The organism is Mucilaginibacter sp. (assembly GCF_039921305.1).
Taxonomy (GTDB): domain Bacteria; phylum Bacteroidota; class Bacteroidia; order Sphingobacteriales; family Sphingobacteriaceae; genus Mucilaginibacter.
In genome coordinates this window covers 14,549-41,463 of record NZ_JBDSCA010000076.1, presented here as the reverse complement: position 1 = coordinate 41,463, position 26,915 = coordinate 14,549, and the positions used below count along the sequence as shown (strand labels likewise).

Sequence of the window (26,915 nt, the reverse complement as noted above, 5' to 3'; positions counted from 1 at the left end):
CTGAAGGATTGAATATTTAATACCTTAAGTACTTTTGTATTTGTTAATTGTTGATGTTTTACGAGCTGTTGAAACTACTTTTAGTATTTCATTGGCTTCTTTCATCAATATATTTATTTCGTCTTGCTTCACTATTCCTGATTCGACCAGTATTTCCATCCAAAAAACACTTTCATCAGCTTCTTCTACAACAATTGATAGTTTAGAATGAAACTCCGCTTGTGATCTGGCTCTGCAAGCTGCTCTATAATTTGCTCCAACCGAAGATGAAGACCTTAACAATTGCCTACCTACAATACGTGCTTCATCTGTATGTGGCAAGCTTTTAAATAGTTTTATATTATCAACAACAAAACGTTTTGTCCGTTTTTGAAATTGCTCAACAAAACTAACTTTTTCTGAGTTCTCCATACTTAAGATCTTAATAACTGACAATTAAATTATTTTATATTCAATCCTTCAGTCATTTAATCCTTCAATCATTGCATTTGAAGAATATCTTTTATATCAGCTATAATCTTGTTAGCCAAATTGGCGGCAACCGTTTCTGAGTCACCTTCCGAATAAATGCGGATGATGGGTTCTGTATTTGATTTGCGCAGGTGTACCCATTGCTTATCAAATTCAATTTTCAGGCCATCAATTGTGCTGTGCGGTTGCTTTTTGTATTTCTCTTTTACTTTAACCAGCAAGCCATCTATATCCATTTCGGGCGTTAAGGTGATCTTGTTTTTTGAGATAAAGTATGCCGGGTAACTGTGCCTTAACAACGAAATGCTTTTGCCAAATTTGGCCAGATGGGTTAAGAACAGCGCTATCCCAACTAAAGCATCACGGCCGTAATGTAACTCGGGGTAAATTACTCCGCCATTGCCTTCGCCTCCTATTACGGCTTTAACTTCTTTCATTTTGTTTACTACGTTCACCTCTCCTACTGCTGCGGCGTGGTATTCACCACCGGCGGCTTCGGTAACATCGCGCAAAGCACGGGTTGACGACAGGTTTGATACCGTGTTACCTTTGGTGTTTTTTAACACATAATCTGCAACAGCTACCAATGTATATTCTTCGCCAAACATGTTTCCATCTTCATTTACGAAGCACAAACGATCCACATCCGGATCAACGGCGATACCTAAATCTGCTTTTTTTGCAAGTACTTCCTTGGCCAGTTCGGTCAGGTTTTCGGGCAGTGGTTCCGGGTTGTGTGGGAACTTGCCATCAGGCTCGCAGAATAGTTTGTGTACGGTTTTTACACCTAATGCTTTTAATAATTCGGGTACAAATATGCCGCCTGTTGAGTTAACACAGTCGATAGCTATTTTAAAGTTTGCTTTCGCGATAGCATCCACATCAACCAACGGTAGTTTCAGTATCACGTCGATATGCTTTTGCATGTAGCTATCGTCTACGGTAACGGTACCTAAGTCGTTTACTTCGGCATATTTAAAGTCGCTTTTTTCGGCTATTTCTAAAACCAATTGTCCGTCGGCATCATTAATAAATTCGCCATCGGCGTTAAGCAATTTAAGGGCGTTCCATTGTTTTGGATTGTGACTGGCGGTTAGGATGATACCACCCGCGGCTTTTTCCATAGGCACGGCAATCTCGACAGTTGGGGTGGTTGATAAACCTACATCTATCACATCAATACCCATACCTTGCAGGGTGCCGATAACCAAATTATTGACCATTTGACCCGAAATACGGGCATCGCGACCAACAACAATTTTTTTGATGCCCGATTTACTAACGGCCCAGGCAGCGTAGGCCGAAGTGTATTTAACAATATCCAATGGCGTTAATGCATCGCCCGGCGCGCCGCCAATAGTACCTCTAATTCCTGAAATTGATTTTATTAAAGTCAATGTTATAATAATTAGTCGGCAAAAATAAGAATATTTGGGCGATAGCCAATGTTAAATGATACGTTTGCGCAATGTAAATTGGCTATATTTGCGGCCTTAATATTGACAACAAATGCCCAAAAAGTGGTTTCAAAACTGGTTTAACTCACCTTACTACCACATATTATATCAACAACGTGACCACGCCGAGGCCGAATTTTTTATTGATAACCTTTGCGCTTACCTAAAACCTGCACCCGACGCACGCCTGCTTGATATTGCCTGCGGACGCGGACGCCACTCGGTTTATTTTAACAAAAAAGGATTTGACGTTACCGGGATTGACCTGAGCATTGCCAGCATACAATACGCCAAAGCTTTTGAAAACAACCATCTGCACTTTTACGTGCATGATATGCGGGCCTTGTTTTATACCAATTACTTTGATATCGCCCTGAACCTGTTTACCAGTTTTGGTTATTTTGAAACTGACCAGGAGCATATTAAAGCCCTCAAAAACTTTAACAAAGCTTTGAAACCGGGAGGCTTACTGGTGCTTGATTTTTTTAACAGCGCCAAGGTGATTGATACCCTTTGCCCGGAAATGACCAAGAGTGTGGATGGCATTTTATTCAACATCCACAAAAAAATACAGAATTGTAAGATAGTTAAGCGCATTGACTTTACAGACCATGAAAAACCTTACCATTACCAGGAAGAGGTGATGGCCTATGTTATGAACGACTTTAAACTGTTTTTTGAACAAAGCGGTTTTGAAATTGTACATTGCTTTGGCAATTATAACCTGGAAGAGTTTGACCGGGATAAGAGCGACCGATTGATATTCATCTGCAAAAAAGCATAAATGACGGACCAGCTTTTACAATTAGACAGGCGTTTGTTTCATTTCATCAATCATGATCTGAGCAATGCTTTTTTTGATTGGTTGTGCCCTATTGCGCGTAACCCTGTAGTTTGGGCACCGCTGTATATTTTCATTTTAGTGTTCTGCATCTATCGTTATAAAAAGACCGGGGTTTACATTATCCTGCTATTATTATTAAGCTTTGGCCTTGCCGACCGTGGCAGCGCGGGCTTAATTAAACCTATGGCACAGCGGTTGAGGCCATGCCACGAGCCAACCATTGCCAATAGTATTATTGTTAGAGTACCTTGTGGATCGGGTTATAGTTTCCCTTCGGCGCATGCCAGCAACCATTTTGCCATCGCTTGTTTTTTGAGTTTGGTGTTTTATAGCCGCTGGAAAAATATTTGGTGGGCGGCTATTCCCTGGGCGTTTGTGATCAGCTTTTCGCAGGTGTATGTTGGTGTCCATTATCCGTTTGATGTCACTTTTGGGGCATTATATGGTATGCTGGTAGGTTACATAGTATATTTGTTGTTCAAAAAACTTCAACCACAGTTTTAATATGCAGGTTTGGCAGCTTCTATTTCTATTCTTTTGCGCTTTTATTGGCGGGATAAGTATCTTTTTGTTCCGCAATGGCGATCATGGTAAACATTTAAAACTTATCCTTTCGTTTAGTGGCGCCTACCTTTTTGCTATCACGGTATTACATTTAATACCCGATGCTTACCATGGCGGCGATAATATGGTTGGCATATTTATATTAGGCGGCTTTTTGTTCCAGATCATTTTAGAACAATTTTCGGATGGGATAGAACACGGGCATATCCATAAACCCCATGGCGATCATTTCCATTTTCCGTTCGCTATACTCATTAGCCTTTGCTTGCATGCTTTTTTGGAAGGAATGCCCCTTGCGCAGGGTTACCAAAATCAGTTAGTGTTTGGGATTGGATTGCACCATATACCGGCCGCTTTTGCTTTGGCGAGTGTGATGCTGGCTAACAAGGTATCTAAAAACAGCATGGTGTTCTTTTTATTCCTTTTCGCGATAATGGCACCTGCGGGGTACTTTTTTAGCGATGCTTTGAGCCACGGTGTTGTGGGTAATTTACAAATGTATTTTAACCGGATTATGGGTATTGTGATAGGTATATTTTTACATATTTCTACTACGATATTGTTTGAATCTACCGAGGATCATAAGTTTAATTTGAAGAAGTTGCTGGTGGTTTTGGCGGGGATCAGTATTCCGTTAGGGTTATTTTTAATAGAACTTTAAGTTATTTGCATCGTTCATCATTACGATATTAAACTTTTCTGCCGAAGGCAACAGCTTTATTTTGCCGGATAAGGTTTGTAAAAAAGCATTTAAAGGTTGTACAACAAAAGGCATCCAACCGGCAGTAATGTATTTTACTTTATTGTTGTAATACAGTTCGATGATATGATCGGTAACATCTATGTTCCGGTCACCCTTTTCAGGAAGTTTATCAAATTCAGATATCTTTAAAATATCCATTAACTGTTTCATCAAGGTTTTAGATACAGTTGCCGTAAAGTATTCGTCATTTGATTCCGGCAGCGATGCGGTATTCATACCCAAAGCGCCCCGGTATTGCCTCTTTTCTTTAAACATCCTCAACTTCCCGTCCATACCCAATTCATAAATTGTTGTCCGTACCGCAGGATAGCCTCCTTTTATCTTGTAGATTATCTTCTCGGCTTTAATGGTATCTGTTGCTACTTCATGGATTTCTTTAAATACGTATTTCTCTTGTTTTAAACTTGTTACCGATTCCATAAAACTAACAGCCATCGTATTTGCGGGCATTAGTATAAGTTTATCTTTTGACGAAGTGTCTATTAAAAAAACAGTTCCTGATGGCGAAAAGTACTGCCCACTCAAATACAGTTTATTACCTGTTAACTGATAATATCCTGACTGGGTACTGTAAATTGCCTTAATTTTTCCGTGGGTCTTTGTGTCTAAAACATGTTCAACAAGACTTTGGAAAAAAATAACATTCCCGGTATCGCCTTTAAGATAGAGCTTATTATCACCTACCCATAACTTCTGCAAGGCGGGTGTTTGGGCTTTGGCAGCGATAATAAAAAAGAAGAGTAAAAAACTAAATAAGGTTTTCATGGCTATAGCTATTTGAACCACATGATGCAGGTAAATATACTATTCCATAAAATTATTTGATTACGATTGTCAGCCAAAAACTTTATCCCTGAAGCTTTCATCTCAAGTCATCCTCTCATCTTATCCAACAGCGCGCTTAACTGGCCTGCTTCTTCGTCGGTGAGGTTGTCTTTGAGGTAATCTTTGGCTTTGTATTCGTGATCCATTTTGGCGAGGATCTCGAGGCCCTGATCGCTGATGCGGATATCTACGGCACGGCGGTCTTTGTTGTTGGTACAGCGGCTTACCAGGCCTTTTTGAACCAAACGATCTACAATGCGGGATGCATCCGACATTTTATCTATCATGCGTTCTTTCAACAAATTTACAGTTGCCGGTTTTGGGTATTGGCCACGTAAAATGCGGAGTACGTTAAATTGCTGATTGGTGATGTTATACTTTTCAAACTGCCCGCGCACACGGTTGCCTAACCACCCGTGGGTAAAAAACAGGTTAACGGTTACACGGTGGTAATTATCGTCAAACTTGTCGCTTTGTATTTCTTTATCGATCTGCATAGGCTGTTCAAATATCTGCAAAAAAAATTAAATGCCCTAACCCTTAACCCCTTAAAGGGGGAACAAGAGTTATTTATGCCCTTTACCGGGTCTCATCTTTATTAGTTTCCCCTTCAGGGGATGGAAGGGGCTCTCCCCTATAACCCCATGGACAATGCAGGCACTGGTTTTTACAACAATAACCACGTTTTAGATGATAAGTTTCGGTGAAAACGAAATTACCATCATCGTTAATGTAATAATCTATGCCTTTAACCAAACTCATTTTAATAGTTTCACTTCTATTTTATCTGCAAAGTAACGTTTTAAATGGGCACCGTCGCCGTGCAGGGTCCAGATCTGGGTGGGTTGGGTGTGCTCAATGCATTGGAGGATATCGTTCCAGTCCACATGATCGGATATGAATAAGGTATCCTGCTCATTTACCTGGAGGTTTTTCCAGCCGGAAGCGAAGATGCGCTTCACTCCTTTCGCGTGGAAATAGCTATCGAAGGTAAACGGTGGTACAATGTAGATAAACTCGTTTTGCACTTTCATCAGTTTACGGCCATACATTTGGTATTTGCCTAAGTGGTAGCCAAATTTTTCGTATATGGCGTTAAGTGGCATTATTTTGTGGTGAATGAGGATCGTTTTCTGCGGGCAATGATCGCTGATCAATTTGATCAATCGCTGGCTTTTACCCAGGGCATATGCGCCTAACAGGATATTGCTTTTAATATTGTTGAGCTTTTTGATCTCTTCTACCACATCGGGGTGCTGGGTATCGGGATGGGCGAAGGTGCTTTCGGTGATCAATACATCGGCTTTAGCCCACTGGATGGGTTCGCAGGTGGCATCGGGTTGCACCTTATAATCGCCGGTGTAAAGGTATTTTACGCCTTGGTACTCCATTAATATTTGTGCCGAGCCTAAGATATGGCCAGCTGATATAAAGGTAACACATACCTTCCCTATAGTAAATGGCTGGTTGAACGCGGTGTAATGGAATGTTTTAGCGGCCCCTTTGCCAATACGCAATTGCATAAAAGCGGCTGTAGCTTCGGTACAATAAACGTTAGCGCTGCCACCTATGGCATGATCGCCGTGCGCGTGGGATATGACGGATTGGGTTACCGGGAGCTTGGGATCGAGGTAGAAATCGCCGTAAGGGCAGTATAATCCATTCTCGTTAAAGACAATAAAATCGGCCAGTATCATATCGTTTGCGAAAGCTTGAGGAACTCACGGTGCAAATCTAAAACCTGCGGAAGTACCAGTTGGGTATCGTCGTTTTTGATCACATAATCGGCCATATCGAGTTTCTTTTTATCGGGATATTGTTTTGAGTTGCGGGCTTCGAATTCGGCTTTGGTGATGTTATCCCGTTTTAGAACGCGATCCATTCTTATTTCTAAAGGGGCATAAACCATGATGCTTTTGTTACAGAGTTTGTAGGAATTGCTCTCGAACAATAAAGCGGCTTCTTTTAGAATATAGGGCACATCGCCGATTTTTTTGAGCCAATTATCAAACGCGCGGAAAGTTGCCGGGTGGGCTATGGCGTTCAGTTTAGCTAATTCCCGTTCGTCATTAAACACTATTTTGGCGATGTATTTGCGGTTAAGGGAACCATTTTCCAGATAGGAATCTTTACCGAAGGTTGATTTGATAGCTTCGATGAGTATAGGGTCGTCGGTCATGACACGCTTGGCATGGTCGTCCGCGTAAAATACGGGGATGCCCAATACCTCAAATACTTTGCTGATGGTGCTTTTGCCGCTACCTATACCGCCTGTGATACCTATTTTTAACATGTTATTCTTTCACTATAAAATCCAGGTTTTGAGGTTCTGTTTTCACCAGTTTGCAATAAGGCGGGAAAACGGTAACCTTTACCGGGAGTTGGTTTAAGCCTCCATCCTGCCAAAGGCTCAAATCGGCAACGGCCTCAAAAGCATGCTCGTCTGTAACCGAGTATTTGCTTAATGCTACGGTAAAGGTAATTTTAACCTTTTGCGGAAACATTTTTACGCTATAATAGCTTTTGTTGTTAATGAGCTTTACGGGTACTTCCACCGTTTTTTCGGTAAACTCGCTTATGGGTACATGCACTCTTACGGCTTTAGGGAAAATACTCATGTTTGATTCGGGAACTGCCTGCAGGCGCACTGTTTGGTCTATAGGGTTTTCCACATCATGGGCCGTGAGCGAGTCGGTTTTCCAGAACTTAATTTTATCAATGGTTTCGGCAGGACCGCTTATGGTAACGTAGTTGGGGTTGAGCGTAATATCATCCGATAAAATAAACTGCCGTTTGTAATCAAACTTATATTGCAATTGTACGGGCACCCGTTTTACAGCCCGCGACGAGAAATCAAAATACAAGGTATCGGGATTGAAGGATACGATTTGCTGGTTGGCGGCGCGTTTCTCGTTAAAGGCCTTGAGCTGCAAACTCAATACTACATAATTGCGGTTATCCAATGTTTTGAGGTTAACGGAGATACGGTGATCATCCATATTCATTTTGGAGAACAGCATATTCCAGCCGTTACCCTGCACTTTGGCTTCAACGGTATCTGATTGTAAGGATTTGAACGAGCGCCTTAAAGGCGGGTTGGTAAAGCTTACAATGGTTTTAACAGTATAGGTGTACTGGTTAGACAATATGGTTAAAACCCAGGCACCAAAAGCCAACAAAAGGCACGTAAAAAATACGGATAAGCGCCTTTGTTCGTTTTTAGATAGTTTGATTATTGCCATATTGCCTGTAGCCAAATTTAGGAAGAAGATGTGAGTATTGAGAACTTTTGTGAGTGGTGAGTAGTGAATTGTGAGTGGTGAGTAGTGAATAATGAGATAAAAGCATACCGCCATTAGAACGTTCTGCTCCGTATGCATGGGTTGCTTTTCTACGTGCGGTTGCCACGCTATCGCTCGCAATGACACAGTTATATATTAAATGACACGGTTATATTAAAAGCACAGTTATATAATAGAAGCAGAAAAGCCCCTTGACGGGGCTTTTGATTGTTTATATCCTTTAAACAGATATTAAGCTTTTGTTGCCGCGTTTAGGGCTTTTGAGGCTTCTAATGAGATGGCGGCTTTATCGAATTTGATATTTACGCCTTTATCTACATCAATAACAACGAATGCATCGCTGATATCGACAATTTTGCCGTGGATACCGGCAGTGGTTACTACCTTATCTCCTTTTTTTAGTTCTTCAACGTATTTTTTCTGATCCTTTTGTTTTTTGATCTGCGGGCGGATCATGAAAAAGTAGAATACCAGGAATATCAAGCCGAACATGATATACTGTGTATATTGTTGGCTCAGGCCTCCTATTTGTAATAAAGTGTTAATTGTCATTTGTTTATTTAAAAATGTGTGTTACTTTTTTGCTGCATCTGTTGCAGGTACTACAACCTCGCCAATAAGGTGAGCTAATGTTGATGATGGTATGGTGTTGCTGGTTACGGTTATCAATTTATCCTGCAAGCCTGATTTGCCTGTGCTGTTAAAGGTTACTTTAATTACGCCGCTATCACCCGGTTTAACGGGCTCTTTTGGCCACTCGGGCGTGGTGCAACCGCATGATGCTACCGCGTTGCTAATGATTAAAGGCGTTTTACCTGTGTTGGTGAACTTAAAATCGTACGATACCTTATCGCCTTGTTTTATTTTGCCAAAGTTGTAGCTATCCTTATCAAACTTCAGTATTGGCGCCGCGGCTATTTCTGCCGCGCTTGGTGCAGTTGCGGTAATAGGCGTTGCACCCGGAGCGGTTGTTGTTGTAGCCGCTGTTGACTGTGTGGTTTCTGATTTCTTAGCTGTTTGGTTACAGGCTGCCAGCATACCTAATGCTACTATGCCTAAAAATACTCTTTTCATGGTTGTAATTGTGATTATTCCATTAATCCCCTGCCGGTTTTTTTGATCTTCCCTTCGGATTTTAACTCGGCTAAAATTTTGTCTAATATACCGTTTATAAACGAATTACTCTTTGGTGTGCTAAATTCCTTCGAAATTTCGAGGTACTCATTAATGGTTACCTTAACGGGGATGGAATGGAAGTACATAAACTCGCAAATAGCCATTTTCATCAACAGCGTATCCATCATGGCTATACGCTCGGGCTCCCAATTTTGGGTTTTGGCGGTTATCATTTCCTGGAAAGCCGCATCGTGGCGGATAGTTAGCTGGAACAGGCTCACAATGTATTCGCGGTCTTCTTCCCAGTTCACTACGGTTTCGGCAAGCTTGTTTTTCTCGGGCTCCTCGTAAGCGAAGTTTTTAAATGTCTTCGCGATAAGCGCCTGTAAAACATCCCTGTCAACCGGCCAGTAGATGAACTTATCTTCGAAAACCTGCTCGGCTAATGACGATTTGAGGATCACCTTTTTGAAGATGAATTTGATGATATCCTTATCAGAATGAACGGTATCGTCGGTTTTTTCTAAGTAAGCCGCGTACTCGGTTGAGTTTTTAAGCGTGGCGAATAGTGATTTGGTTAGTTCAGGATCAAACGTCCACTCCACTTTGTATTTTTTAGCCGAAACCAAAAAATCCTTATTGTTATCAAGCGATTTGATGAAAGTGTTGGACAATATCTTGAGGTTGGCGTTTAGATCGGCCTCGGTTGGGCGGTGTTTGGCGGCGCGGCCAATAGCGTCGGTATCTGCGTATTGAACTACTTCGTTAATGAGTGAAAGCATCCAAATGTACATCTCGTGTACACTATCTACACTTTGAATCATAGACTTCTCGTATAAGCGGAGATCCTTTTTATCAGATTGATAATAAGCATACAATGACTGTAATACTTTTACGCGCAGGTGCCTTCTGTTTAGCATGTGATAAGAACGTTTTGTTGACAAACAAGTTTGCCAACGGGGTTAAAATTTATAAATTATTAGTATGATGTTTTAATCTTTTTAATATCGGCAATCCGTTTTTCGGCAATTTTGTTGGCTGCTTCTACGGTTGGTATGTTTTCGGCTTTTGATAGTTTGAGCACGTTGCGTATAGCATCGTAAATATTCTCGGTTAGCTGCATGGTGCGTTTTTTGTTGAACCCTGCAATCTCCGAATACAGGTTGATCAGCCCCCCCGCGTTAATTACATAATCCGGAGCATACAGTATACCTTTATCCAGCAACATTTTACCGTGTAGTTGGTCGTCCTCTAACTGGCTATTTGCAGAGCCGGCCACTATAGCGCATTTTAACTGACCAATTGTTTTGGTATTTAGCGTTGCACCTAAAGCGCAGGGCGCGTAAATATCAACGTCCAAATCAAATATATTGTTGTGGGCTATGGGTTCGGCACCGTATTTTTTGGCTACCTGGCGCAATCTGTCTTCGTCAATATCACTTACATAAACCTTGGCATTCTCTTCGCGCAGCAGTTTCACCAGGTTTTCGCCAACATGGCCCGTGCCTTGTACCACTACCGATTTTCCCGCAAGGTTATCGTTACCATAAAGCTCTTTTAAGCAACCTTTAATGCCCATGTAAACGCCGCGAGCGGCTACAGGTGTAGGGTCGCCGCTGCCGCCTATGCTTTCCGGCACACCGGTAACATGTTGGGTTTCCATCCGGATGTATTCCATATCGCGGGTATTGGTGCCCACATCTTCGGCGGTAATGTATTCGCCGTTAAGGTTTTTGATGAATTTGCCATACATCCGCAACAGCGCCTCGTTTTTATCCTTGTGCGAATCGCCGATGATAACGGTTGAGCCGCCACCTAAGTTTAAGCCCGAAATAGCCGCCTTATAGGTCATGCTTCGCGATAAGCGCAAAACATCGCGCAAAGCATCCCCTTCTGACCGGTAGGGCCACATACGTGTACCACCCAGGGCAGGGCCCAATGTAGTATCGTGAATGGCTATGATGGCTTTTAGTCCGGTGGCTTCGTCGTTGCAGTACACTACCTTTTGATGACCAAACACACTAAGCTGGTCAAATACAGATGTTGTATTATTGGGAGTTTGCGCTGACATGTTTGACAAGTAGGTACAGTGATAAGCTGCAAAAGTAGCTATTGTTTTTTAATTAAGCAGGATTAATGTTAAATATTGAGATTGCTAACATCAGGAAGAAAAATTGTAGATTTATAACATGAAGCACATCGCCCGTTATGGTTTATTACTGATTGGGATATTATTTACCCTTGTGAGTTGTACAAACAACAAAAAAGTAAATGCCGTACAAACCGAAACCGTTAAACCCGACACTGCAGATAAAAACTTCGATACATTCTTTACCCGGTTTGAAACCGATTCAGTATTCCAGCTTTCGCGAATTTCGTTTCCTATAAAAAAGACGATTTTAGAGGATGATACCACCAAAACCGTGAATGAGATAAAGCGCAATGACTGGAAATATCATAACATTCTTACCGATAAATCTGAAAAGTACATCATTGATAAAATTAAAGTGAACCAATCCGAATATAAAACCGCTATTTCCATCGAAGATACCGGCGTACATATTGAATATAACTTTGTAAACAAGGATGGAAAGTGGTGGCTGGTTGATATTGTGGATAACGGCGATTAATACAGGAAAATTGCTTGATTTGTTTCGATAAAGCAAATTGAGATCATCGGCGAAGCAGCAAACTATCTTAACGGGCTGGGGTGGTGAAATTGAAATGGGAATATACCTACCAATCTAAACTCAAATCTCTCCATCCGAATTCTCCAAGTTGATCAAATTAATTTTAGCTTGCCGCGAACCCGCCTTAAGTTGCTTTTCGCGCTCTATTGCATGCTGTATCCACTGGTGTTTTTCAAAATAAATCAGTTTATTACAGGCATATTTTTTAGTGAAGCCCGGGTGGATACCCTCTTTATGTTCCCAAACACGTTTTTGAATATCGCTAGTGACACTAATATAAATAACCGAATTGTTTTATATTGGTCAGCATATAAACAAAGTATTGGTGCTGGTTAATCATGATGCAAAATAATAAAAAAGAAAGATTTGTCATTGCGAGGTACGAAGCAATCGCACGGAGGCAGAGCGGACATGTGTATTCGCCCTGTATATCAGTGGCAAGACTATACTATGATATATAATTGTTTTGGTTTATCAGGTTATTTTGGTTATTAACTAATTGATTATTAATAATTTATATTGATTTTAATTTAAAAATTGATTCGAATTTTGTACCTTTGTATTTCTTGATGCTACGCCTGTAGCATCTATTTGGTCCCACCTAAAAAATAAGATTATGAGCCTACAAATGGACATTTTAGAGAACAACTTAACTGACCAGCAAAAGCGCTTTTGCGATGAGTACCTGGTAAGTTTTAACGCTTACCGCTCGGCTGTTTGTGCCGGTTATAGTATGAACACGGCCCGCAAGGCTGAACTTTTGCACCTGCCTAAAATACAAGCCTACCTTAAAGCTGGTATGGCTAAAAATGCAGAACGGCTACAAGTTAGCCATGATATGATTTTACGTGAACTGGCTAAAATCGCTTTTAGCAATATGGGCAATTATTATGATGATACTGCTACTTTAAAACCCATGAGTTTACTAACGAGCGATGAAAAAGCGGCTATCAGCCATTACCAGATCATGGATTCGACTGACGAGTATGGTAACCGGGTTGGTGAGTTGAGCCGGATAAAACTGCATAATAAGATGAGCGCTTTGGATAAGATAGCCAGGCACGTGGGTTTTTATTGTGAGAAGAAAGTTGTGAGTGGTGAGTTGCCGGTTGCGAGTTTGGGGCAAGAGCCGGAAGTGGGAAGCTTGAAGCAGGAAGCTTTTGTTGAGGAGGCTCAGGAATCAAGAACCAAGAATCAGGACGAAGAGAGCTTTGTGGTGAATAATGAGGGAGAGCTTGTTAACGAAGCTGTTGTAGAAGAAACTGTAATTCGTGCCGAGTTGAACGGTACATCCGCAACGACGGAAAAAATCCTTACAATATCCCCCCTGAGTAGAGAAGCAAGAATTAAGAATCAGGAATCAAGAGAAAAGAAATATGCTGTTGTGAGTTCGCGCGGGAGTTATTCTTTTAAAAGCGCGGCCGGGTGATGGTGGATGTGGTAAAGATTTGATAATTTAAAAAGTTGTTAAAGCTTTATTTAAGAGCATAGCGGGTGGTATGCGTCAGAGGACACACCCCTCCACCCCTCTCAAGAGGGGAATCGCACGGGGCCAGCGCTTTTTTTGTGGGCAATTATTGGGAATTGATGTTCGTGGTAATCCCGGTGACGGATATGTCATTTTTCAAATTCAATCCTTCAATCATTCAGTCCTTCAATCATTAACTATTACATTTGCAATAATGAAGCACCTGGCTTACCTCAATAAGTTTTTATACAAATACCGCTGGCATTTAATACCGGGGATCATATTTGTTACCATATCCAACATTTTTGGTATCATCCCGGCGCAGATCATCCGTATCGCTTTCAATTTAGTTACCGAAAACATCAGCACCTACCAGCTGGTTAACGGCTTTGAGCAGCAGCATATGGTGTACAGCATTTTTGGTTCAAGCTTATTGTTCTTTGGTAGTTTGGTGTTGGTTCTGGCTTTATTACGCGGCTTATTCGTGTTTTTTATGCGGCAAACCATTATCCTCATGTCGCGCCATATTGAGTACGATTTGAAGAACGAGATCTACAGCCATTATCAAGACTTGTCGCTCGCCTTCTTCCGCCGCCATAACACCGGCGATTTAATGAACCGCGTTACCGAAGATGTGAGCCGTGTGCGCATGTATTTGGGCCCCGCCATTATGTATGCCGTTAATACGGTTACGCTTTTTATGATAGCCATTTACTTTATGGTTAGCGTTAATTTAAGGCTGGCCATACTTTCGCTGCTGCCGATGCCGGTTTTGGCGCTGATGATATATTACGTGAACAACATTATTGAAAGCCGTAGCGAGGGTATTCAAAGGCGATTGTCTGATCTGTCGAGCTTTGTGCAGGAGAATTTTTCGGGCATCAGGGTGATCAAATCATACGTGCGCGAGAGTTTTGTGCGCGAAAGCTTTTCCCGCGAAAGCGATGCCTATAAAAAGCAATCGATGGATCTGGTGCAGGTACAGGCTTTGTTTTTCCCCCTTATGCTATTGCTGGTGGGCATGAGCACCATTATCACCATTTATATTGGCGGTGTTGAGGTAATGAAGGGTAACATTACACCCGGTAATATTGCCGAGTTTATTGTGTATTTAGGGCTGTTAACCTTCCCGGTGATGAGTTTAGGCTGGGTAAGCTCCTTAGTACAAAGGGCGGCCGCATCGCAAAAGCGGATCAACGAGTTTTTGCACCAGAAGCCCGAGATCCAATCACCAAGCTATATTAAACAGGATATTCGGGGCCGCATAGCATTTAACCATGTAACTTTTGATTATCCCGATACAGGCATTAAAGCGCTGGATGATGTATCCTTTACCGCCGAACCGGGCCAACTGGTGGCTATTATCGGTCGCACAGGTTCGGGTAAATCAACCATAGCCAATTTAATAATGCGCATGTACGATGTTACCGGCGGCGAGATTTTGGTTGATGGTAAGCCTATCCAAACCCTAAACCTCAACAGCTACCGCTCGCAAATTGGTTTTGTACCGCAGGAAGTGTTCTTGTTTTCGGATACGATAGCCCGGAATATCGCTTTCAGCGCCGATGTACTGGATATGCCAACGGTTGAGCAGGCGGCAAAAGATTCGGCCGTTTACAGCAATATTATGGAGTTTGAAAAAGGCTTTGAAACCATGATAGGCGAACGTGGTATCACCTTATCGGGCGGACAAAAACAGCGGGTATCCATAGCCCGGGCCATTGTAAAGCAACCACAGGTTTTAATATTCGACGATTGCCTATCAGCCGTAGATACCAAAACCGAAGAAGAGATATTAAATAACCTGGGCCGCAGCATGCAGGGCAAAACCAGCATCATTATAGCGCACCGCATATCAACCATCAAAAACGCCGATAAGATTCTGGTGCTCAATCAGGGCAAGATTTTGGAACAAGGCACCCATACCGAGCTCATGGCCAATAAAGCCGCCTATTTTGAGCTGTACGAAAAGCAATTGCTGGAGGAGCAGGAAGAAACCCAGGTAGATTAATCATCATTCCCGGCAGCATAAAAAGGGCAGGCATCGCGCTATTCCCTCCAACGTAAGTGTGCGCAGGGAGGGGTTTATGTAACAGGCGTTTAAGCCATTATTACATTTGTAATACCTCCAAATAACATATAAATTGCAAATATTTTATATAAAAATGCATTATAATGTAAAATTTGTATTTGTACTTTCAAAAAATATCTATATTTATCCCAAGCAAACTAAACAAGACAATTAAATAAGATGGGAGATTTTGATAACAGGGAGCGCGAAGAGGTATTTTCGAAAAAGGTAAGAGCTGGGAAAAGGACTTATTTTTTTGACGTAAAAGCCACCAGATCAAACGATTACTACATTACGGTAACCGAAAGTAAAAAACGTTTGGAAGATGGTGTTTTTATTAAACACAAAATATTTTTATACAAAGAAGACTTTGAAAAATTTGCTGAAGGTTTGAAAGATACCATCGACTACATCAAATCAAACCAGGAAGTTATTGAAAAACGCTACGAATACAGCGAAACACCCGAAGCCGTTAAGGTAGACGACGATTTTTCGTTCGAGATATAAGTTAAACAAATAAACCTTGCCAAATGGCAGGGTCTTTTTTGTTTTAAGGTTATTCTGGTTATTAAAGCAATTATATACACTACCTGATTGCAGGGTGATAGTTTTGCAAATTATCCAGGTTGATCAACACCGTTTTACCATTTAGATAGCCTCGTATATTAATGCTATCTGCAAATTTCAGTGAATCTAACTGAGGGTAAGCTGAATCTAAACGGGCTAATTTTAACAATTTATAATTGCCTCCTTCTGACCCAATTGCTATATTTTCTACTATTAGCATAGCACTTTCTTCTTCCGGCACTTCTAACACTCTATAAAAAGCATCTGTTTTAGCTTTAGTAGTGTATACATTGCCCGAATGTACTTTATCTATTTTTAAGTAGATGTTTCTTTGAAATTCTGCAATACTATCCGAATAGCTTTTGATATGATTGGCTGATACTCTTGTCGGAGTTTCATGTGAACCACACCGGCACAGCAGTATACAAACTAATATCAGGTTCAGCTTTTTCATTGATTTTGAATTACAGCATCACCCCCCGCATCAATGTAACTGCTATGGTAAAGTAGATGATCAACCCCGTAACATCAACCAGAGTAGCCACAAACGGCGCCGATGATGTAGCCGGATCGGCTCCCAGTTTCTTCAACAGCAAGGGCAGCATTGAACCCGCGAGCGAGCCCCAAAGCACCACGCCAACTAAGGCGATACCCACGGTTAAGCCTACCAATATCCAATGCGGGCCGTAAATATCACTAAACAACGTCCAGGCATAAATGCGCATAAAACCAATAATGCCGAGTGTTAAACCCAGTAGCAAGCCCGATACGATCTCGCGCCGCATAACCCGCCACCAATCGGCAACAGTAACCTCGCCCAAAGCCATAGCCTGGATAATAAGCGTTGACGCCTGCGAACCACTATTACCCCCACTTGATATAATGAGCGGTACAAACAGCGCCAGCACAACCGCTTTAGCTATCTGGGCCTCAAAAAAGCCCATCGCGGTAGCGGTAAGCATCTCGCCCAAAAACAGGATGATGAGCCACCCTACCCGCTTTTTAACCAGCTTAAGTAAGGGCATATCCATGTAAGGTTCGTCGAGCGCTTCGGTACCCCCTATTTTCTGGATATCTTCGGTGTACTCTTCGTTAGCTATCCATAAAATATCATCTACGGTTACAATACCAAGCAATATGTTATTATCATCGGTAACGGGCAAAGCCGTCCGGTTATTCATCCTGAACACGTTGATGGCTTCTTCCTGCGGGTCGTTCACATTCAATGCAATCAGGCGGTTATCCATCAGCGCGCTTATCTTCGTTTCGGGCTCAACCAATAGAATGTCCCGTATCCTGATATCGTCAACCAAAACACCGCTGCTATCAATCACATACAGCACATCAATGGTTTCGGAGTTCTTGCCGTATTTGCGCAGGTGCGCCAGTACGCGGTTCACATCCCATGTTTTTTTAACCGTCACGTAATCGGGCGTCATCAAACGGCCCACGCTATCTTCCTTGTAACCCAAAAGCATTAAAGCCTCTTTGCGGTCTTCGGCAGATAGTTGCAGTATCATGGCTTTAACGGTATCGCCATGCAGTTCGCTAAACAACGATGTACGGTCATCGGGTGGAAGCTCCTTAACAATTTCGGCAATTTTGGTGCCGGGCAGCTTCTTAATAATGCGCTCCTGGGTAGGGAAATCCAGTATCCTGAACACATTTACCGCGCGTTTAAGCGATAGGCTATCAATAAACCTGGGGCCATACTCCGGAAGATCGTCTATCAGTTGTTCAACATCCGATATATTAAGGTTGTTAAGGTATTCCTGCAGCTTAATATCATCTTTTTGCTCCAGTAATAATTCTATCTGTTCAACCATTTCTTCCATAAAAGCGCCCCCTGTGTTACATATTTAACAATCCTGTTTATTTTTAATCCGGCCGCTAAAATCGTTTAATTTTTCAAATTGTAAGGCCATTTTTTATATTATCTTTGCGCGAAAATTAATTGGCGCTTTGAGAGGGGTTCATAGTTAATGGATCATAGTTCATGGTGTTAGAAAGAACATTAATTATCATTGTTCATAGTAATGGCGGTATGGAGCTTTGCTTCTTACCATGAACCATCAGCTATGAACCATGTACCAAAAAAAGACTAATAAATGGGATTACAGTGTGGTATAGTAGGTTTGCCAAATGTGGGTAAATCAACACTTTTTAATTGCTTATCAAACGCCAAGGCGCAAGCGGCTAACTTTCCTTTTTGCACCATTGAGCCCAATGTGGGCGTTATTACCGTTCCGGATGAGCGCATAACCAAGCTTGCCGAACTGGTTAACCCGCAACGCATTGTGCCTAACGTTATCGAAATTGTCGATATCGCCGGTTTAGTTAAAGGCGCCAGCAAAGGCGAAGGTTTAGGTAACCAGTTTTTAGGCAATATCCGCGCTACAAACGCCATCATTCACGTTTTACGTTGTTTTGATGATGATAACGTGATCCACGTTGATGGCTCGGTCGATCCGATCCGCGATAAAGAGATCATTGATACAGAGCTTCAATTAAAAGATCTGGACTCAATAGAAAAAAAACTCCAAAAGGTTGAAAAAGGTGCCAAAACAGGCGATAAAGAGGCTAAAAAAACCTTCGAGGTTTTAAGCATCTATCGTAACCATTTACTGGAAGGTAAATCGGCCCGCACCGCCCCCATCGCCGAAGGCGACGAGGAATACATTGCCGACCTATGGCTGTTAACCGCCAAACCGGTAATGTACGTTTGTAACGTTGAAGAAAAATCGGTTAATACCGGAAACGCTTACGTAGATAAAGTTAAGGCCGCTGTAAAAGATGAGAACGCGCAAGTGCTGATCATCTCGGCCCAAATAGAATCCGAAATTGCACAACTGGAATCATACGACGAGCGCCAGATGTTCTTAGATGATTTAGGCTTAACCGAATCGGGCGTAACCCAACTAATTAAAGCCGCTTACAAACTATTAAACCTGGCCACCTACTTCACCGCAGGCGTACAGGAAGTTCGCGCATGGACCATCACCGCGGGTTTCACAGCCCCACAAGCGGCAGGCGTTATCCATACCGACTTTGAAAAAGGCTTCATCCGCGCCGAAGTGATCAAATACGACGACTACATCAAATACAAAACAGAAGCCGCCTGTAAAGAAAACGGCAAACTAAGCGTTGAAGGTAAAACCTATATCGTGCAGGATGGTGACATTATGCACTTTAGGTTTAACGTGTAAGGAGAGTCAAGAGTCAAGAATTAAGACTCAGGAATCAGGACAAAACATTCACTCTTGATTCTTGAGTCTTGCATCCTGATTCTAATCGGCTATATTTGCAGCACAATGCACCCGTAGTTCAACGGATAGAATTTAAGATTCCGATTCTTAAGATAAAGGTTCGATTCCTTTCGAGTGCACAAAGCGGGTAACCCATAGTTACCCGCTTTTTATATAAATACCGTTATGGTTTAACCTCAAACATAACCGTATCTGTTCCTTCTTTTTCTGCTTCCTTCAGTTCTATGCAGAATTCTATATGGTCTTCTTTGCGTTTTTTAGGAGGTATTGGCACCGCGCCAAATATCCCTATACCAAAAGAGGCCAGGGCAACAAACATAACAATGCCCGATAGCCTCAATAACCTTCTGAGCTTTTCCATGTACCATAGTTTAAGGCATATCTTTTACCGGATATTATCCCGCTATACGCCTGTTAATAAAATTTGTGTACTCCGCTTACGCGAAAAAAAGGGGGAGCTTATTAGCTCAGAATTAAGATACGATCGCTATCGTTTTCGGTGGGGATAGTTGTAAGCCGCATATAAACGCGGGTAAATGTATTGTGGATAGCTATTCGCGCATGCAATACAATGCCGATTCTCGCTTGCTTAGTATGTAAATGGCTTAAACTTAGAATGCTGTTATTATCAAACAGACCGGTTAAAACAGGCCTCTCAAACTTAGTACAAGCCTGTTTATAACTAACACCCTTGATCTGCCCGGCTTTTAACCCAAGTACCCATTCGCTTTGGGTAGCAACTTGTTTGGTTTGATTAGAAACCGCCGTCGCCGAAAAGCTCAAAAAGCTCAACACCAAAACCGTTAATATTAACGATTTGCGGAAAGCCTTTTTTAACATTGGGTAACAGCTGTTATTCATCACAATAAATATACGGTTCTTTTTATATTACCGCCTGCTTACATTATATATTGCCCGCTATCCAGGCATTAAACTCTTCAACTGTAAAAAACAACCAATCAGGCTTTAAAGCTAACAATTCACCGGCATTGGTAGTACTTGCCCATGCTGCGGCCGCTATCGGGATGCCAACCTCTTTGCAAGCCTTAATATCACTTGGCGCTTTGTCAATACTGCTCTCAGCTATTCTTCAATTAATAGTATATTTATTTATGGAATAAATGATGATGTTACATCATGGATAAAATTAACCAACGCAATGATGAAAACCATATCCAAATTAGCAGTAACAGCATTAATGCTCATAATCAGTATCCATACAACATCAGCACAAAAAACTGACCTGTCAAATAACAATTGCCAAAACACCATCGGCTATTCCATCAGTGAATATGGGCAAAATGGCAAAACACGTTTGGCAGCCACCAAAGGCAACAATTTTAACATCATTGTATCTCCCGCAATCAAACCTGTAAACTTTGTATCCTCTATAGAACAATACTACCGTTCGCAAGCACGCCAGGTAGATACAAGCATTTTTTACCTGATAAAAAGCAACTGGAAAAAATTATCTCCCACTCAAAAATTGGATGTAATAGAAAAAGAAAAAACCGAATATGAATTACGTGCCAATGCCGCGCATAAAGCCAATAACACTAACCACCAGCTAATTTACATGGTCAACAACACAGATCATGATGTTGCGCTGCAAATGCAGGATTATAATTTTATAGGCGTATTAGAAGCCAAAATTACCGAAAGCACTTGGCGATCTGTTCAATACATCATGTTCAGCAAATGTGGCAACAGCTACGTATTAAAACACATCGCGCCCGATAGCACGGCATACTTTATCACCCCCATACCTACCGGAAACTACAAAACCACACTCCGTTACAAAATATTAGGTAAAGATAATTTTTACTACAGTAACAAATTTGAAGGCAACATCACCTATTGCGATTTGTACGATACCAAACACACCCCAATCGAAAAATTGGAAACCTACAAAAAATACTATATAGATTAAATAAAAAATGCCCCCGGTTTTCACCGGGAGCATTCACATCTTATTCAATAATTTACAAAGTATACATCCCGCCGTCGGCTATCAACTCTGCTCCCAGCACAAACGACGAATCGTCTGATGCGAAGAAAGCGGCTATCTTGGCAATCTCTTCGGCATTACCAAAGCGGCCTATAGGTATCTGCTTGTTCAGTTGCGCGCCCATACCTTCCAACTGTTCCTGACTGATGCCCAATTTTTCGCTGCTGTGCAACGGCGTACCCACCGGACCAGGACTTATTGCGTTTACACGGATCCTGCGTGGCAGCAACTCTGCCGATAAGTTTTTGATAAGTGATAGCAAGGCCGCCTTACTTGCCGCGTAAACACTGGCACCGGCCATGCCAATGTGTGCGTTAATAGAGGTATTGAATATAATAGAACCGCCATCATTAACTAAAGGCAATAGGTTTTGCAAAGTAAAATAAGCGCCTTTGAAGTTAACGCCCATAATTTCGTCAAACATTTCCTCGGTCATACCTTCAAGCGAGTTAAATTTCCCTACACCCGCGTTAATGAATATGATATCAATATTTGGTGTTAAAGACTTTACGTTTTCAGCCAGTTGTTTGATATGGGCCATATCCCCACTGTCAGATACTATCCCTTTTGCATTTTCACCTAATTGGGCAACTGCTTCATCAACCGATTTTTGGTTACGGCCTGTGATAATTACTTTGGCGCCACGGGCTATAAATTCTTGCGCGGTGGCCAAACCAATACCGCTGTTTCCACCTGTTATAATTGCTGTTTTTCCTGTTAAAGTTTTCATTATATTTGTTTTGATGGGTCAAATAAACGCACAATCAATTACCTCCACAATAAGACACCATTTAGTGCGCGACGCACTTTTTGGTATGTTTTGTGAGATTTTTATTTAAAGCGCATCAGCCATTTTATATATGACAGAAAAAAGACAGAGAGATTTTTCATGTGCGATGGAAGCTTCATTAAGTGTGATAAGCGGCAAATGGAAAATGAAGATGTTAAACCGCTTGTTAAGGGGCACCAAACGCTACAGCGACCTTAAACGCAGCCTGCCCGGCATTACCGAAAAGATGCTCACCCAACAATTACGCGAGTTAGAAGAAGATAAGATCATAACCCGGAAAGTTTACCCTGTAGTACCGCCACGCGTTGAATACACCTGCACCCAGTTAGGCGAAGAGTTAACACAGATATTTACCGAACTTGAAAAATGGGGCAACCACTTTTTAACCGAAACCAACCCCAACAGCGATCCGGTACAGGTTGATCTTACCGAAAAAGCTTTACTGTCTTAGTATCATCATTACCTCCCTATCCCAACTGTACCTCACCCGGTGGTATTTCTTTTAGCAATCTGCTGGTAATTTTGTGCTACTGCATGCAGCGTAACTTTATATGCTACACCATACACCCTCTGCATTAAATAACATACACCGCAAGCAAATTTGACTAAATTACTTAGCTAAAAACCATCAAATGGCAGTGTTTTTAGCCTTTTAGGCATTTCTAAATAGTTTGGTATAACATTGGTTATAAACCTATTGAATTAATTAAACTGACCATATGAACACAACATTACCTTTACGATTAACCTATAATAATTCGGATATCGTTTTTTATATCCTTAGCCACAAACCATCGGTTATGGAGCAGGATATTACAGTTCAGTTTGAGGGGCAAGAGTACAAGCTTTTCAAAAACATGGGCAGGTGGCAACCACAAGATACAGCTATTGCCGATATCAGCCTGCTTAGCGCCATTGGCGATTCAATTGCCTTAAGATATAGAATATAATAAGCGAACTCTGCATACCCAATAATTTCGGGTATACAGAGCGCTTTTAGTCTTTCTTTTGGAGCAAAGGCCGCGGGTCAAACAATACTTTTATCGTATTGATCTTGCCATCTTTTAAATGGTACCAGCCACTGCTAAAAATATGTTGGCCACCCATCGCTATATCATAAAACACACTCACATCGTCACCATCGCTAAATAGGCGTTTAATGTCGTATTTCAGTTTCATATGTTCCATATCCTTGAAATACGCTTCCGCCCCATCCCGCGAACCCATTACACCTTCAAACTGCAAATCATCATCAGCGTATTGCCGGGCGGTTTTAAAATCCTCGGCATTCATAGCTTTTAAAAAAGCTGATACGGTTTCTCCTGCTGTCATTTTAATTTGATTTTATGTATTTATAAACAGGTGCGACTAATTTTTGTTGCCCATTTATTCAAATAAGCCGTAAACACTTTAACGGCCTTTTATCAAAATTGCATAATTTAGCACACGTTATGTATACCCGTAAACTATGTCTTTTTCTATCTATTTTATTGCTCACTGGGTTGAGTTTTTTTAATGCCAGCGCGCAAAAACCAAGTGCCACTGATCCAAAAACAAACAAATACAAAGGGCTACAAATTTCACGTACCGATTTGATAAACAGCTTATCTGTCGCCGACTCGCTACTGCATTTTAAACAGGTACCTAATACAAAAGGTACACCCAAATTCGCCGCGAAAGGAAGCTTTGGCGCCCGTATTGAAATTACCGGCACCGAAGATAATTTAACACTGGCCCAATGGATGGTATCGCAACCGGCCAACGGTACTTTAAGCAGACTGGCGTTTACACAGATGGCCTTTTTTATTGATCTGCTGGCCAAACAGGAAGGTGCCATGTGGTTTTTTCAGCAAGCTTTTTTGTATACTAAAACCCCCACCAGTCCCATCAGCAGTTCCACTATCATTGATGCTAACAAGCTGATGTTTACTTACTATCCCGCTAAAAAAACATTTACCATAACTGTTTCTCCACAATAATTTCCTCCTGTAAAAGAGTACCCGGTAAATCCTTATCCTCAATTTATTGAAAATATGTTTTTCCTGCTGACATAGGGTTGTCACACTGCCGCGCTAATATTGCGTCAATATAAAACCCATTACCATGCAAAAGCAATATTTAGTAACCCAGCCGCAACATTTGTTTAGTAACCCGTCAGCTATATCAACGGCATCAAACACCTTTGGTTTTACCGATGTTTTGATCTTTAAAACCAACATTCAAACCAATGGTGATCAATTCCGGATCAAAAGAACGCTCGACAGCCACCCGCTGATACAACAATGGAATATTGATCTGGAAGATATTGATTGTGTACTCCGGATAGAATCAACCCATTTAAATCATAACGACATCATTGACCTGCTTGCTAAAAACGGGTACTATTGCGAAGAATTGACGTACTAAAAAATATTTTAGCAACACAGGCAACGCCTATGGAATTCAGCACGTTATATTTATAATTGATTGTGATAAGGTTCTTGTGGTCTTTATTAATTGTGATTGAACCTGAGCGTTGTTGTTACGTTAGTAGCAACAACGTTTTTGCTTATACCGCATGCGCCACTTTAAATGGTTTTACCTCCACCGTTTCCCAAATTTTTTGGGTAATATATGGCTCCTGCTGTTTCCAGGCTTCCAGTTCTTGTTCGGTTTCAAACTGCAATACCATCATTGAGCCTATCATCCGGCCGGCATCATCCAATATAGCCCCACCCAAAATATAGTTGCCATTGGCGCGAAGTTGAACAGTGCCCGCCAAATGTAACGGGCGAACAGCCATCCGGCGATCAAGCGCGCCTTCGTCAGTATAATCGTGGCCTGTAATTAAATATTGCTTCATTAGGTCAATTTAGTACAAAACAGCTTCCATCTAACCTATCATCTATTACATTTGATTAATTAGTTAGTGTATTTATTACAATATTAAATTTTTTTCGGGATATTTGAACACTCGGACGGTTTACCCGCCTTATCAAACCAAGAATATACGACAAGAATAGACTAAATGAAGCATAATTTACATCAGGAATTTCAAAAGACATACGGCAAAGAGGCTGCACACACTTTCTTTTCACCGGGCAGGGTTAACCTTATCGGCGAACATATTGATTATAATGGCGGGCTGGTTATGCCATGTGCCGTTACTTTGGGCACCTATATGCTTACCGCCTTAAATAACGATGGCGTTTTCCGTTTCAAAAGCATCAACTTTAACGACGAGCTTGAAATCCCTATCCAAAACGCCTATCAAAAAACAGGTAATAGCTGGTATAATTACCCACTGGGTGTTATCCATTATTTTGTAAAGAGCGGCAAAGAGCTGCAAGGTTTGGATATTTTGTACTATGGCGATATCCCCATCGGCTCTGGCCTGTCGTCTTCGGCATCTATCGAAGTAGTTACCGCTTACGCCTTTAACGAATTATTTAAAGGCGGCTTTAGCAAACTGGAATTGGTATTAATGGCTAAAAAGGTGGAGAACGAGTTCATCGGCTTAAATAGCGGCATTATGGATCAGTTCGCGGTTGCGTTTGGCGAAGAGAACAAAGCCCTGATGCTGGATTGCGATACCCTGGATTATGAAGCAGTTGACAGCAACCTGGGCGATTATGTACTGTCGATAATCAACACCAATAAACCCCGCAAACTGGCCGAATCAAAATACAACGAGCGCGTACAAGAGTGCCAAACGGCTTTAAAAGATTTGCAGCGTGAACTGGATATATCCAACCTTTGCGAATTGAATATGACCATTTTTGATCATTACAAACACCTCATCAACGATACAACGGTATTGAACCGGGCAACGCACGTGGTATCCGAAAACGATCGCGTAAAGCTGGCGGCAAAGGCCCTGGCGGCAAACGACCTCACCGAATTTGGCAGATTGATGTATGCTTCGCACTATTCATTACAACATTTATACGAGGTAAGCGGTATTGAACTGGATACCGTAGTTGAATATGCCGCTACCGATAAAAACGTAATTGGCGCACGTATGACGGGTGCCGGCTTTGGCGGATGCGCCATTGCATTGGTTAAAAAAGACAGCCTGGATAGTTTCACCAAAGCTTTAACAGAGTACTATACTGCTAAAATTGGTTATGCGCCATCGGTTTATAGCTCACTAATTGGCAATGGTGTTGGCGAGCTACACGAGGCTAGTGTTTAAAACATGCGTAAACTTAAATTAGACGAGCTTAACCGAGCCAGCGTTGAAGAATTTAAAACGCTGGATAAGCTGCCCGTCGCCGTAGTTTTAGATAATGTGCGCAGTCTGCATAACGTAGGTTCGGCTTTCCGTACCTCTGATGCTTTCGCTGTTGACCAGATCTGCCTTTGCGGGATAACGGGCACGCCGCCAAACCGCGAGATAGAAAAAACCGCGTTGGGTGCCACAAGCTCGGTAAACTGGAAGCATTTTGAAACCACGCTCCAAGCCGTACACCAATTACGGGTTGATGGTTATCTCATCATCGCTATTGAACAGGCTGTTGACAGTACCAAACTCCACGAATTTGAACCCATACCCGGCGAAAAGTACGCCCTCATTTTTGGTAACGAAGTAAATGGCGTTGCCGACGAGGTAATGGAACAAATTGACGGCTGTATTGAGATCCCACAATTTGGTACCAAGCATTCGTTTAACATAGCAGTATCGGCAGGTATTATTTTGTGGGACTTTTTTTCTAAATTGAACCTTCGTTAAAA

At 41.7% G+C, this 26,915-nt stretch carries 34 protein-coding genes and 1 tRNA gene; 16 read left to right on the top strand and 19 right to left on the bottom strand.

Features of this window, described 5'->3' with window-relative positions; translation table 11 throughout:
• Positions 1-24: 24 nt before the first annotated feature.
• Positions 25-411 carry a four helix bundle protein gene (locus tag ABIN91_RS21690; protein WP_348053714.1) on the bottom strand — a complete coding sequence of 129 codons (387 nt, stop codon included), beginning with the start codon at positions 409-411 and terminating at the stop codon, positions 25-27.
• Between the two features lie 68 nt (positions 412-479).
• A complete protein-coding gene (glmM, locus tag ABIN91_RS21685; protein WP_348053713.1) occupies positions 480-1,868 on the bottom strand; it encodes a phosphoglucosamine mutase in 1,389 nt (462 codons plus the stop codon).
• Between the two features lie 112 nt (positions 1,869-1,980).
• Here glmM and ABIN91_RS21680 point away from each other — a divergent pair, with 112 nt between their 5' ends.
• From ABIN91_RS21680 to ABIN91_RS21670, 3 genes are read left to right on the top strand one after another with little or no spacing between them, the layout of a single operon-like run.
• On the top strand, positions 1,981-2,712 hold the full coding sequence (locus ABIN91_RS21680) for a class I SAM-dependent methyltransferase (protein WP_348053712.1): 732 nt from the start codon (positions 1,981-1,983) through the stop codon (positions 2,710-2,712).
• Entirely contained in the window at positions 2,713-3,276 is a 564-nt protein-coding gene (locus ABIN91_RS21675) for a phosphatase PAP2 family protein (RefSeq protein WP_348053711.1), read from the top strand. It begins immediately after the preceding gene.
• Between the two features lies 1 nt (position 3,277).
• A complete protein-coding gene (locus ABIN91_RS21670) occupies positions 3,278-3,997 on the top strand; it encodes a ZIP family metal transporter (RefSeq protein WP_348053710.1) in 720 nt (239 codons plus the stop codon).
• On the opposite strand, the gene ABIN91_RS21665 is transcribed toward ABIN91_RS21670, so the two are convergent.
• The 10 genes from ABIN91_RS21665 to ABIN91_RS21620 all read right to left on the bottom strand — a co-directional run bounded on the left by ABIN91_RS21665 (position 3,983) and on the right by ABIN91_RS21620 (position 11,413).
• Positions 3,983-4,864 (bottom strand): hypothetical protein, encoded by an 882-nt coding sequence (locus tag ABIN91_RS21665; protein WP_348053709.1) that lies wholly within the window; start codon positions 4,862-4,864, stop codon positions 3,983-3,985. The two genes, ABIN91_RS21670 and ABIN91_RS21665, sit on opposite strands and share 15 nt — an antisense overlap.
• A 107-nt stretch (positions 4,865-4,971) precedes the next feature.
• The gene (locus tag ABIN91_RS21660; protein ID WP_348053708.1) at positions 4,972-5,442 is read right to left on the bottom strand and encodes a MarR family transcriptional regulator; all 471 of its coding nucleotides are present in this window, start codon (positions 5,440-5,442) and stop codon (positions 4,972-4,974) included.
• A gap of 61 nt (positions 5,443-5,503) precedes the next feature.
• Positions 5,504-5,686 (bottom strand): DUF5522 domain-containing protein, encoded by a 183-nt coding sequence (locus ABIN91_RS21655; protein ID WP_348053707.1) that lies wholly within the window; start codon positions 5,684-5,686, stop codon positions 5,504-5,506.
• On the bottom strand, positions 5,683-6,621 hold the full coding sequence (locus tag ABIN91_RS21650) for an exonuclease (protein WP_348053706.1): 939 nt from the start codon (positions 6,619-6,621) through the stop codon (positions 5,683-5,685). Before ABIN91_RS21650 ends, ABIN91_RS21655 begins: the two co-directional genes overlap by 4 nt.
• Positions 6,618-7,217 (bottom strand): dephospho-CoA kinase, encoded by a 600-nt coding sequence (gene coaE / locus ABIN91_RS21645; protein WP_348053705.1) that lies wholly within the window; start codon positions 7,215-7,217, stop codon positions 6,618-6,620. Before coaE ends, ABIN91_RS21650 begins: the two co-directional genes overlap by 4 nt.
• 1 nt (position 7,218) lies before the next feature.
• On the bottom strand, positions 7,219-8,166 hold the full coding sequence (locus tag ABIN91_RS21640) for a YbbR-like domain-containing protein (protein ID WP_348053704.1): 948 nt from the start codon (positions 8,164-8,166) through the stop codon (positions 7,219-7,221).
• A gap of 291 nt (positions 8,167-8,457) precedes the next feature.
• Complete coding sequence (yajC, locus tag ABIN91_RS21635) at positions 8,458-8,778, bottom strand: preprotein translocase subunit YajC (protein ID WP_348053703.1); 321 nt, start codon at positions 8,776-8,778, stop codon at positions 8,458-8,460.
• Between the two features lie 21 nt (positions 8,779-8,799).
• On the bottom strand, positions 8,800-9,300 hold the full coding sequence (locus ABIN91_RS21630) for a DUF1573 domain-containing protein (RefSeq protein WP_348053702.1): 501 nt from the start codon (positions 9,298-9,300) through the stop codon (positions 8,800-8,802).
• 14 nt (positions 9,301-9,314) lie between these two features.
• On the bottom strand, positions 9,315-10,262 hold the full coding sequence (gene nusB, locus ABIN91_RS21625) for a transcription antitermination factor NusB (RefSeq protein ID WP_348053701.1): 948 nt from the start codon (positions 10,260-10,262) through the stop codon (positions 9,315-9,317).
• A 59-nt stretch (positions 10,263-10,321) separates the two neighbouring features.
• Positions 10,322-11,413 carry a Glu/Leu/Phe/Val dehydrogenase dimerization domain-containing protein gene (locus tag ABIN91_RS21620; protein ID WP_348053700.1) on the bottom strand — a complete coding sequence of 364 codons (1,092 nt, stop codon included), beginning with the start codon at positions 11,411-11,413 and terminating at the stop codon, positions 10,322-10,324.
• A gap of 118 nt (positions 11,414-11,531) precedes the next feature.
• On the opposite strand from ABIN91_RS21620, the gene ABIN91_RS21615 reads away from it, so the two are divergent.
• From ABIN91_RS21615 to ABIN91_RS21600, 4 genes are all read left to right on the top strand, one after another.
• Positions 11,532-11,972, top strand: coding sequence for a DUF4348 domain-containing protein (locus ABIN91_RS21615; RefSeq protein WP_348053699.1), 441 nt, complete (start codon positions 11,532-11,534; stop codon positions 11,970-11,972).
• Between the two features lie 676 nt (positions 11,973-12,648).
• Positions 12,649-13,461, top strand: coding sequence for a terminase small subunit (locus tag ABIN91_RS21610; RefSeq protein WP_348053698.1), 813 nt, complete (start codon positions 12,649-12,651; stop codon positions 13,459-13,461).
• 253 nt (positions 13,462-13,714) lie between these two features.
• The gene (locus ABIN91_RS21605; RefSeq protein WP_348053697.1) at positions 13,715-15,511 is read left to right on the top strand and encodes an ABC transporter ATP-binding protein; all 1,797 of its coding nucleotides are present in this window, start codon (positions 13,715-13,717) and stop codon (positions 15,509-15,511) included.
• A gap of 240 nt (positions 15,512-15,751) precedes the next feature.
• Complete coding sequence (locus ABIN91_RS21600) at positions 15,752-16,078, top strand: DUF3276 family protein (RefSeq protein ID WP_348053696.1); 327 nt, start codon at positions 15,752-15,754, stop codon at positions 16,076-16,078.
• A 79-nt stretch (positions 16,079-16,157) separates the two neighbouring features.
• Here ABIN91_RS21600 and ABIN91_RS21595 read toward each other — a convergent pair whose 3' ends face one another.
• Both ABIN91_RS21595 and mgtE read right to left on the bottom strand, forming a co-directional pair.
• Positions 16,158-16,592, bottom strand: a complete 435-nt coding sequence (locus ABIN91_RS21595; RefSeq protein ID WP_348053695.1) for a hypothetical protein — start codon at positions 16,590-16,592, stop codon at positions 16,158-16,160.
• 10 nt (positions 16,593-16,602) lie between these two features.
• Entirely contained in the window at positions 16,603-17,973 is a 1,371-nt protein-coding gene (mgtE, locus tag ABIN91_RS21590) for a magnesium transporter (protein ID WP_348053694.1), read from the bottom strand.
• 273 nt (positions 17,974-18,246) lie between these two features.
• Here mgtE and ychF point away from each other — a divergent pair, with 273 nt between their 5' ends.
• On the top strand, positions 18,247-19,344 hold the full coding sequence (ychF, locus tag ABIN91_RS21585; RefSeq protein WP_348053693.1) for a redox-regulated ATPase YchF: 1,098 nt from the start codon (positions 18,247-18,249) through the stop codon (positions 19,342-19,344).
• A 107-nt stretch (positions 19,345-19,451) separates the two neighbouring features.
• Positions 19,452-19,523 (top strand) — tRNA-Arg (locus tag ABIN91_RS21580).
• Positions 19,524-19,567: 44 nt separating this feature from the next.
• Here the strand turns inward: ABIN91_RS21580 and ABIN91_RS21575 are convergent.
• Together ABIN91_RS21575 and ABIN91_RS21570 are read right to left on the bottom strand one after the other, a co-directional pair.
• Complete coding sequence (locus tag ABIN91_RS21575) at positions 19,568-19,765, bottom strand: hypothetical protein (RefSeq protein WP_348053692.1); 198 nt, start codon at positions 19,763-19,765, stop codon at positions 19,568-19,570.
• 101 nt (positions 19,766-19,866) lie between these two features.
• On the bottom strand, positions 19,867-20,244 hold the full coding sequence (locus tag ABIN91_RS21570) for a hypothetical protein (protein WP_348053691.1): 378 nt from the start codon (positions 20,242-20,244) through the stop codon (positions 19,867-19,869).
• Between the two features lie 319 nt (positions 20,245-20,563).
• Here ABIN91_RS21570 and ABIN91_RS21565 point away from each other — a divergent pair, with 319 nt between their 5' ends.
• Complete coding sequence (locus ABIN91_RS21565; protein ID WP_348053690.1) at positions 20,564-21,334, top strand: hypothetical protein; 771 nt, start codon at positions 20,564-20,566, stop codon at positions 21,332-21,334.
• A gap of 52 nt (positions 21,335-21,386) precedes the next feature.
• On the opposite strand, the gene ABIN91_RS21560 is transcribed toward ABIN91_RS21565, so the two are convergent.
• Positions 21,387-22,142 carry an SDR family oxidoreductase gene (locus tag ABIN91_RS21560; RefSeq protein ID WP_348053689.1) on the bottom strand — a complete coding sequence of 252 codons (756 nt, stop codon included), beginning with the start codon at positions 22,140-22,142 and terminating at the stop codon, positions 21,387-21,389.
• A gap of 166 nt (positions 22,143-22,308) precedes the next feature.
• On the opposite strand from ABIN91_RS21560, the gene ABIN91_RS21555 reads away from it, so the two are divergent.
• Positions 22,309-22,653 carry a helix-turn-helix domain-containing protein gene (locus ABIN91_RS21555; protein WP_348053688.1) on the top strand — a complete coding sequence of 115 codons (345 nt, stop codon included), beginning with the start codon at positions 22,309-22,311 and terminating at the stop codon, positions 22,651-22,653.
• A 268-nt stretch (positions 22,654-22,921) separates the two neighbouring features.
• Positions 22,922-23,152 (top strand): hypothetical protein, encoded by a 231-nt coding sequence (locus ABIN91_RS21550; RefSeq protein WP_348053687.1) that lies wholly within the window; start codon positions 22,922-22,924, stop codon positions 23,150-23,152.
• Positions 23,153-23,198: 46 nt separating this feature from the next.
• On the opposite strand, the gene ABIN91_RS21545 is transcribed toward ABIN91_RS21550, so the two are convergent.
• Positions 23,199-23,534 (bottom strand): nuclear transport factor 2 family protein, encoded by a 336-nt coding sequence (locus ABIN91_RS21545; protein WP_348053686.1) that lies wholly within the window; start codon positions 23,532-23,534, stop codon positions 23,199-23,201.
• A gap of 119 nt (positions 23,535-23,653) precedes the next feature.
• On the opposite strand from ABIN91_RS21545, the gene ABIN91_RS21540 reads away from it, so the two are divergent.
• Complete coding sequence (locus tag ABIN91_RS21540) at positions 23,654-24,181, top strand: hypothetical protein (protein WP_348053685.1); 528 nt, start codon at positions 23,654-23,656, stop codon at positions 24,179-24,181.
• A 124-nt stretch (positions 24,182-24,305) separates the two neighbouring features.
• Positions 24,306-24,608, top strand: coding sequence for a hypothetical protein (locus ABIN91_RS21535; protein ID WP_348053684.1), 303 nt, complete (start codon positions 24,306-24,308; stop codon positions 24,606-24,608).
• A 142-nt stretch (positions 24,609-24,750) separates the two neighbouring features.
• Here the strand turns inward: ABIN91_RS21535 and ABIN91_RS21530 are convergent, their stop codons facing one another.
• Entirely contained in the window at positions 24,751-25,044 is a 294-nt protein-coding gene (locus ABIN91_RS21530; RefSeq protein ID WP_348053683.1) for a YciI family protein, read from the bottom strand.
• Positions 25,045-25,209: 165 nt separating this feature from the next.
• Between ABIN91_RS21530 and ABIN91_RS21525 the strand changes: the two genes are divergently transcribed.
• Together ABIN91_RS21525 and ABIN91_RS21520 are read left to right on the top strand one after the other, a co-directional pair.
• A complete protein-coding gene (locus ABIN91_RS21525) occupies positions 25,210-26,376 on the top strand; it encodes a galactokinase (protein ID WP_348053682.1) in 1,167 nt (388 codons plus the stop codon).
• A gap of 3 nt (positions 26,377-26,379) precedes the next feature.
• Positions 26,380-26,913 carry an RNA methyltransferase gene (locus ABIN91_RS21520; RefSeq protein WP_348053681.1) on the top strand — a complete coding sequence of 178 codons (534 nt, stop codon included), beginning with the start codon at positions 26,380-26,382 and terminating at the stop codon, positions 26,911-26,913.
• Positions 26,914-26,915: the final 2 nt, after the last annotated feature.

What these genes read in the sequence shown, in the direction of transcription:
- ABIN91_RS21690 (WP_348053714.1), bottom strand. Translation starts at nt 411, where the DNA reads ATGGAGAACTCAGAAAAAGTTAGTTTTGTTGAGCAATTTCAAAAACGG.
- ABIN91_RS21680 (WP_348053712.1), top strand. Translation starts at nt 1,981, where the DNA reads ATGCCCAAAAAGTGGTTTCAAAACTGGTTTAACTCACCTTACTACCAC.
- ABIN91_RS21675 (WP_348053711.1), top strand. Translation starts at nt 2,713, where the DNA reads ATGACGGACCAGCTTTTACAATTAGACAGGCGTTTGTTTCATTTCATC.
- ABIN91_RS21670 (WP_348053710.1), top strand. Translation starts at nt 3,278, where the DNA reads ATGCAGGTTTGGCAGCTTCTATTTCTATTCTTTTGCGCTTTTATTGGC.
- ABIN91_RS21665 (WP_348053709.1), bottom strand. Translation starts at nt 4,864, where the DNA reads ATGAAAACCTTATTTAGTTTTTTACTCTTCTTTTTTATTATCGCTGCC.
- ABIN91_RS21655 (WP_348053707.1), bottom strand. Translation starts at nt 5,686, where the DNA reads ATGAGTTTGGTTAAAGGCATAGATTATTACATTAACGATGATGGTAAT.
- ABIN91_RS21650 (WP_348053706.1), bottom strand. Translation starts at nt 6,621, where the DNA reads ATGATACTGGCCGATTTTATTGTCTTTAACGAGAATGGATTATACTGC.
- coaE (WP_348053705.1), bottom strand. Translation starts at nt 7,217, where the DNA reads ATGTTAAAAATAGGTATCACAGGCGGTATAGGTAGCGGCAAAAGCACC.
- ABIN91_RS21640 (WP_348053704.1), bottom strand. Translation starts at nt 8,166, where the DNA reads ATGGCAATAATCAAACTATCTAAAAACGAACAAAGGCGCTTATCCGTA.
- yajC (WP_348053703.1), bottom strand. Translation starts at nt 8,778, where the DNA reads ATGACAATTAACACTTTATTACAAATAGGAGGCCTGAGCCAACAATAT.
- ABIN91_RS21630 (WP_348053702.1), bottom strand. Translation starts at nt 9,300, where the DNA reads ATGAAAAGAGTATTTTTAGGCATAGTAGCATTAGGTATGCTGGCAGCC.
- nusB (WP_348053701.1), bottom strand. Translation starts at nt 10,262, where the DNA reads ATGCTAAACAGAAGGCACCTGCGCGTAAAAGTATTACAGTCATTGTAT.
- ABIN91_RS21620 (WP_348053700.1), bottom strand. Translation starts at nt 11,413, where the DNA reads ATGTCAGCGCAAACTCCCAATAATACAACATCTGTATTTGACCAGCTT.
- ABIN91_RS21615 (WP_348053699.1), top strand. Translation starts at nt 11,532, where the DNA reads ATGAAGCACATCGCCCGTTATGGTTTATTACTGATTGGGATATTATTT.
- ABIN91_RS21610 (WP_348053698.1), top strand. Translation starts at nt 12,649, where the DNA reads ATGAGCCTACAAATGGACATTTTAGAGAACAACTTAACTGACCAGCAA.
- ABIN91_RS21605 (WP_348053697.1), top strand. Translation starts at nt 13,715, where the DNA reads ATGAAGCACCTGGCTTACCTCAATAAGTTTTTATACAAATACCGCTGG.
- ABIN91_RS21600 (WP_348053696.1), top strand. Translation starts at nt 15,752, where the DNA reads ATGGGAGATTTTGATAACAGGGAGCGCGAAGAGGTATTTTCGAAAAAG.
- ABIN91_RS21595 (WP_348053695.1), bottom strand. Translation starts at nt 16,592, where the DNA reads ATGAAAAAGCTGAACCTGATATTAGTTTGTATACTGCTGTGCCGGTGT.
- mgtE (WP_348053694.1), bottom strand. Translation starts at nt 17,973, where the DNA reads ATGGAAGAAATGGTTGAACAGATAGAATTATTACTGGAGCAAAAAGAT.
- ychF (WP_348053693.1), top strand. Translation starts at nt 18,247, where the DNA reads ATGGGATTACAGTGTGGTATAGTAGGTTTGCCAAATGTGGGTAAATCA.
- ABIN91_RS21575 (WP_348053692.1), bottom strand. Translation starts at nt 19,765, where the DNA reads ATGGAAAAGCTCAGAAGGTTATTGAGGCTATCGGGCATTGTTATGTTT.
- ABIN91_RS21570 (WP_348053691.1), bottom strand. Translation starts at nt 20,244, where the DNA reads ATGTTAAAAAAGGCTTTCCGCAAATCGTTAATATTAACGGTTTTGGTG.
- ABIN91_RS21565 (WP_348053690.1), top strand. Translation starts at nt 20,564, where the DNA reads ATGATGAAAACCATATCCAAATTAGCAGTAACAGCATTAATGCTCATA.
- ABIN91_RS21560 (WP_348053689.1), bottom strand. Translation starts at nt 22,142, where the DNA reads ATGAAAACTTTAACAGGAAAAACAGCAATTATAACAGGTGGAAACAGC.
- ABIN91_RS21555 (WP_348053688.1), top strand. Translation starts at nt 22,309, where the DNA reads ATGGAAGCTTCATTAAGTGTGATAAGCGGCAAATGGAAAATGAAGATG.
- ABIN91_RS21550 (WP_348053687.1), top strand. Translation starts at nt 22,922, where the DNA reads ATGAACACAACATTACCTTTACGATTAACCTATAATAATTCGGATATC.
- ABIN91_RS21545 (WP_348053686.1), bottom strand. Translation starts at nt 23,534, where the DNA reads ATGACAGCAGGAGAAACCGTATCAGCTTTTTTAAAAGCTATGAATGCC.
- ABIN91_RS21540 (WP_348053685.1), top strand. Translation starts at nt 23,654, where the DNA reads ATGTATACCCGTAAACTATGTCTTTTTCTATCTATTTTATTGCTCACT.
- ABIN91_RS21535 (WP_348053684.1), top strand. Translation starts at nt 24,306, where the DNA reads ATGCAAAAGCAATATTTAGTAACCCAGCCGCAACATTTGTTTAGTAAC.
- ABIN91_RS21530 (WP_348053683.1), bottom strand. Translation starts at nt 25,044, where the DNA reads ATGAAGCAATATTTAATTACAGGCCACGATTATACTGACGAAGGCGCG.
- ABIN91_RS21525 (WP_348053682.1), top strand. Translation starts at nt 25,210, where the DNA reads ATGAAGCATAATTTACATCAGGAATTTCAAAAGACATACGGCAAAGAG.
- ABIN91_RS21520 (WP_348053681.1), top strand. Translation starts at nt 26,380, where the DNA reads ATGCGTAAACTTAAATTAGACGAGCTTAACCGAGCCAGCGTTGAAGAA.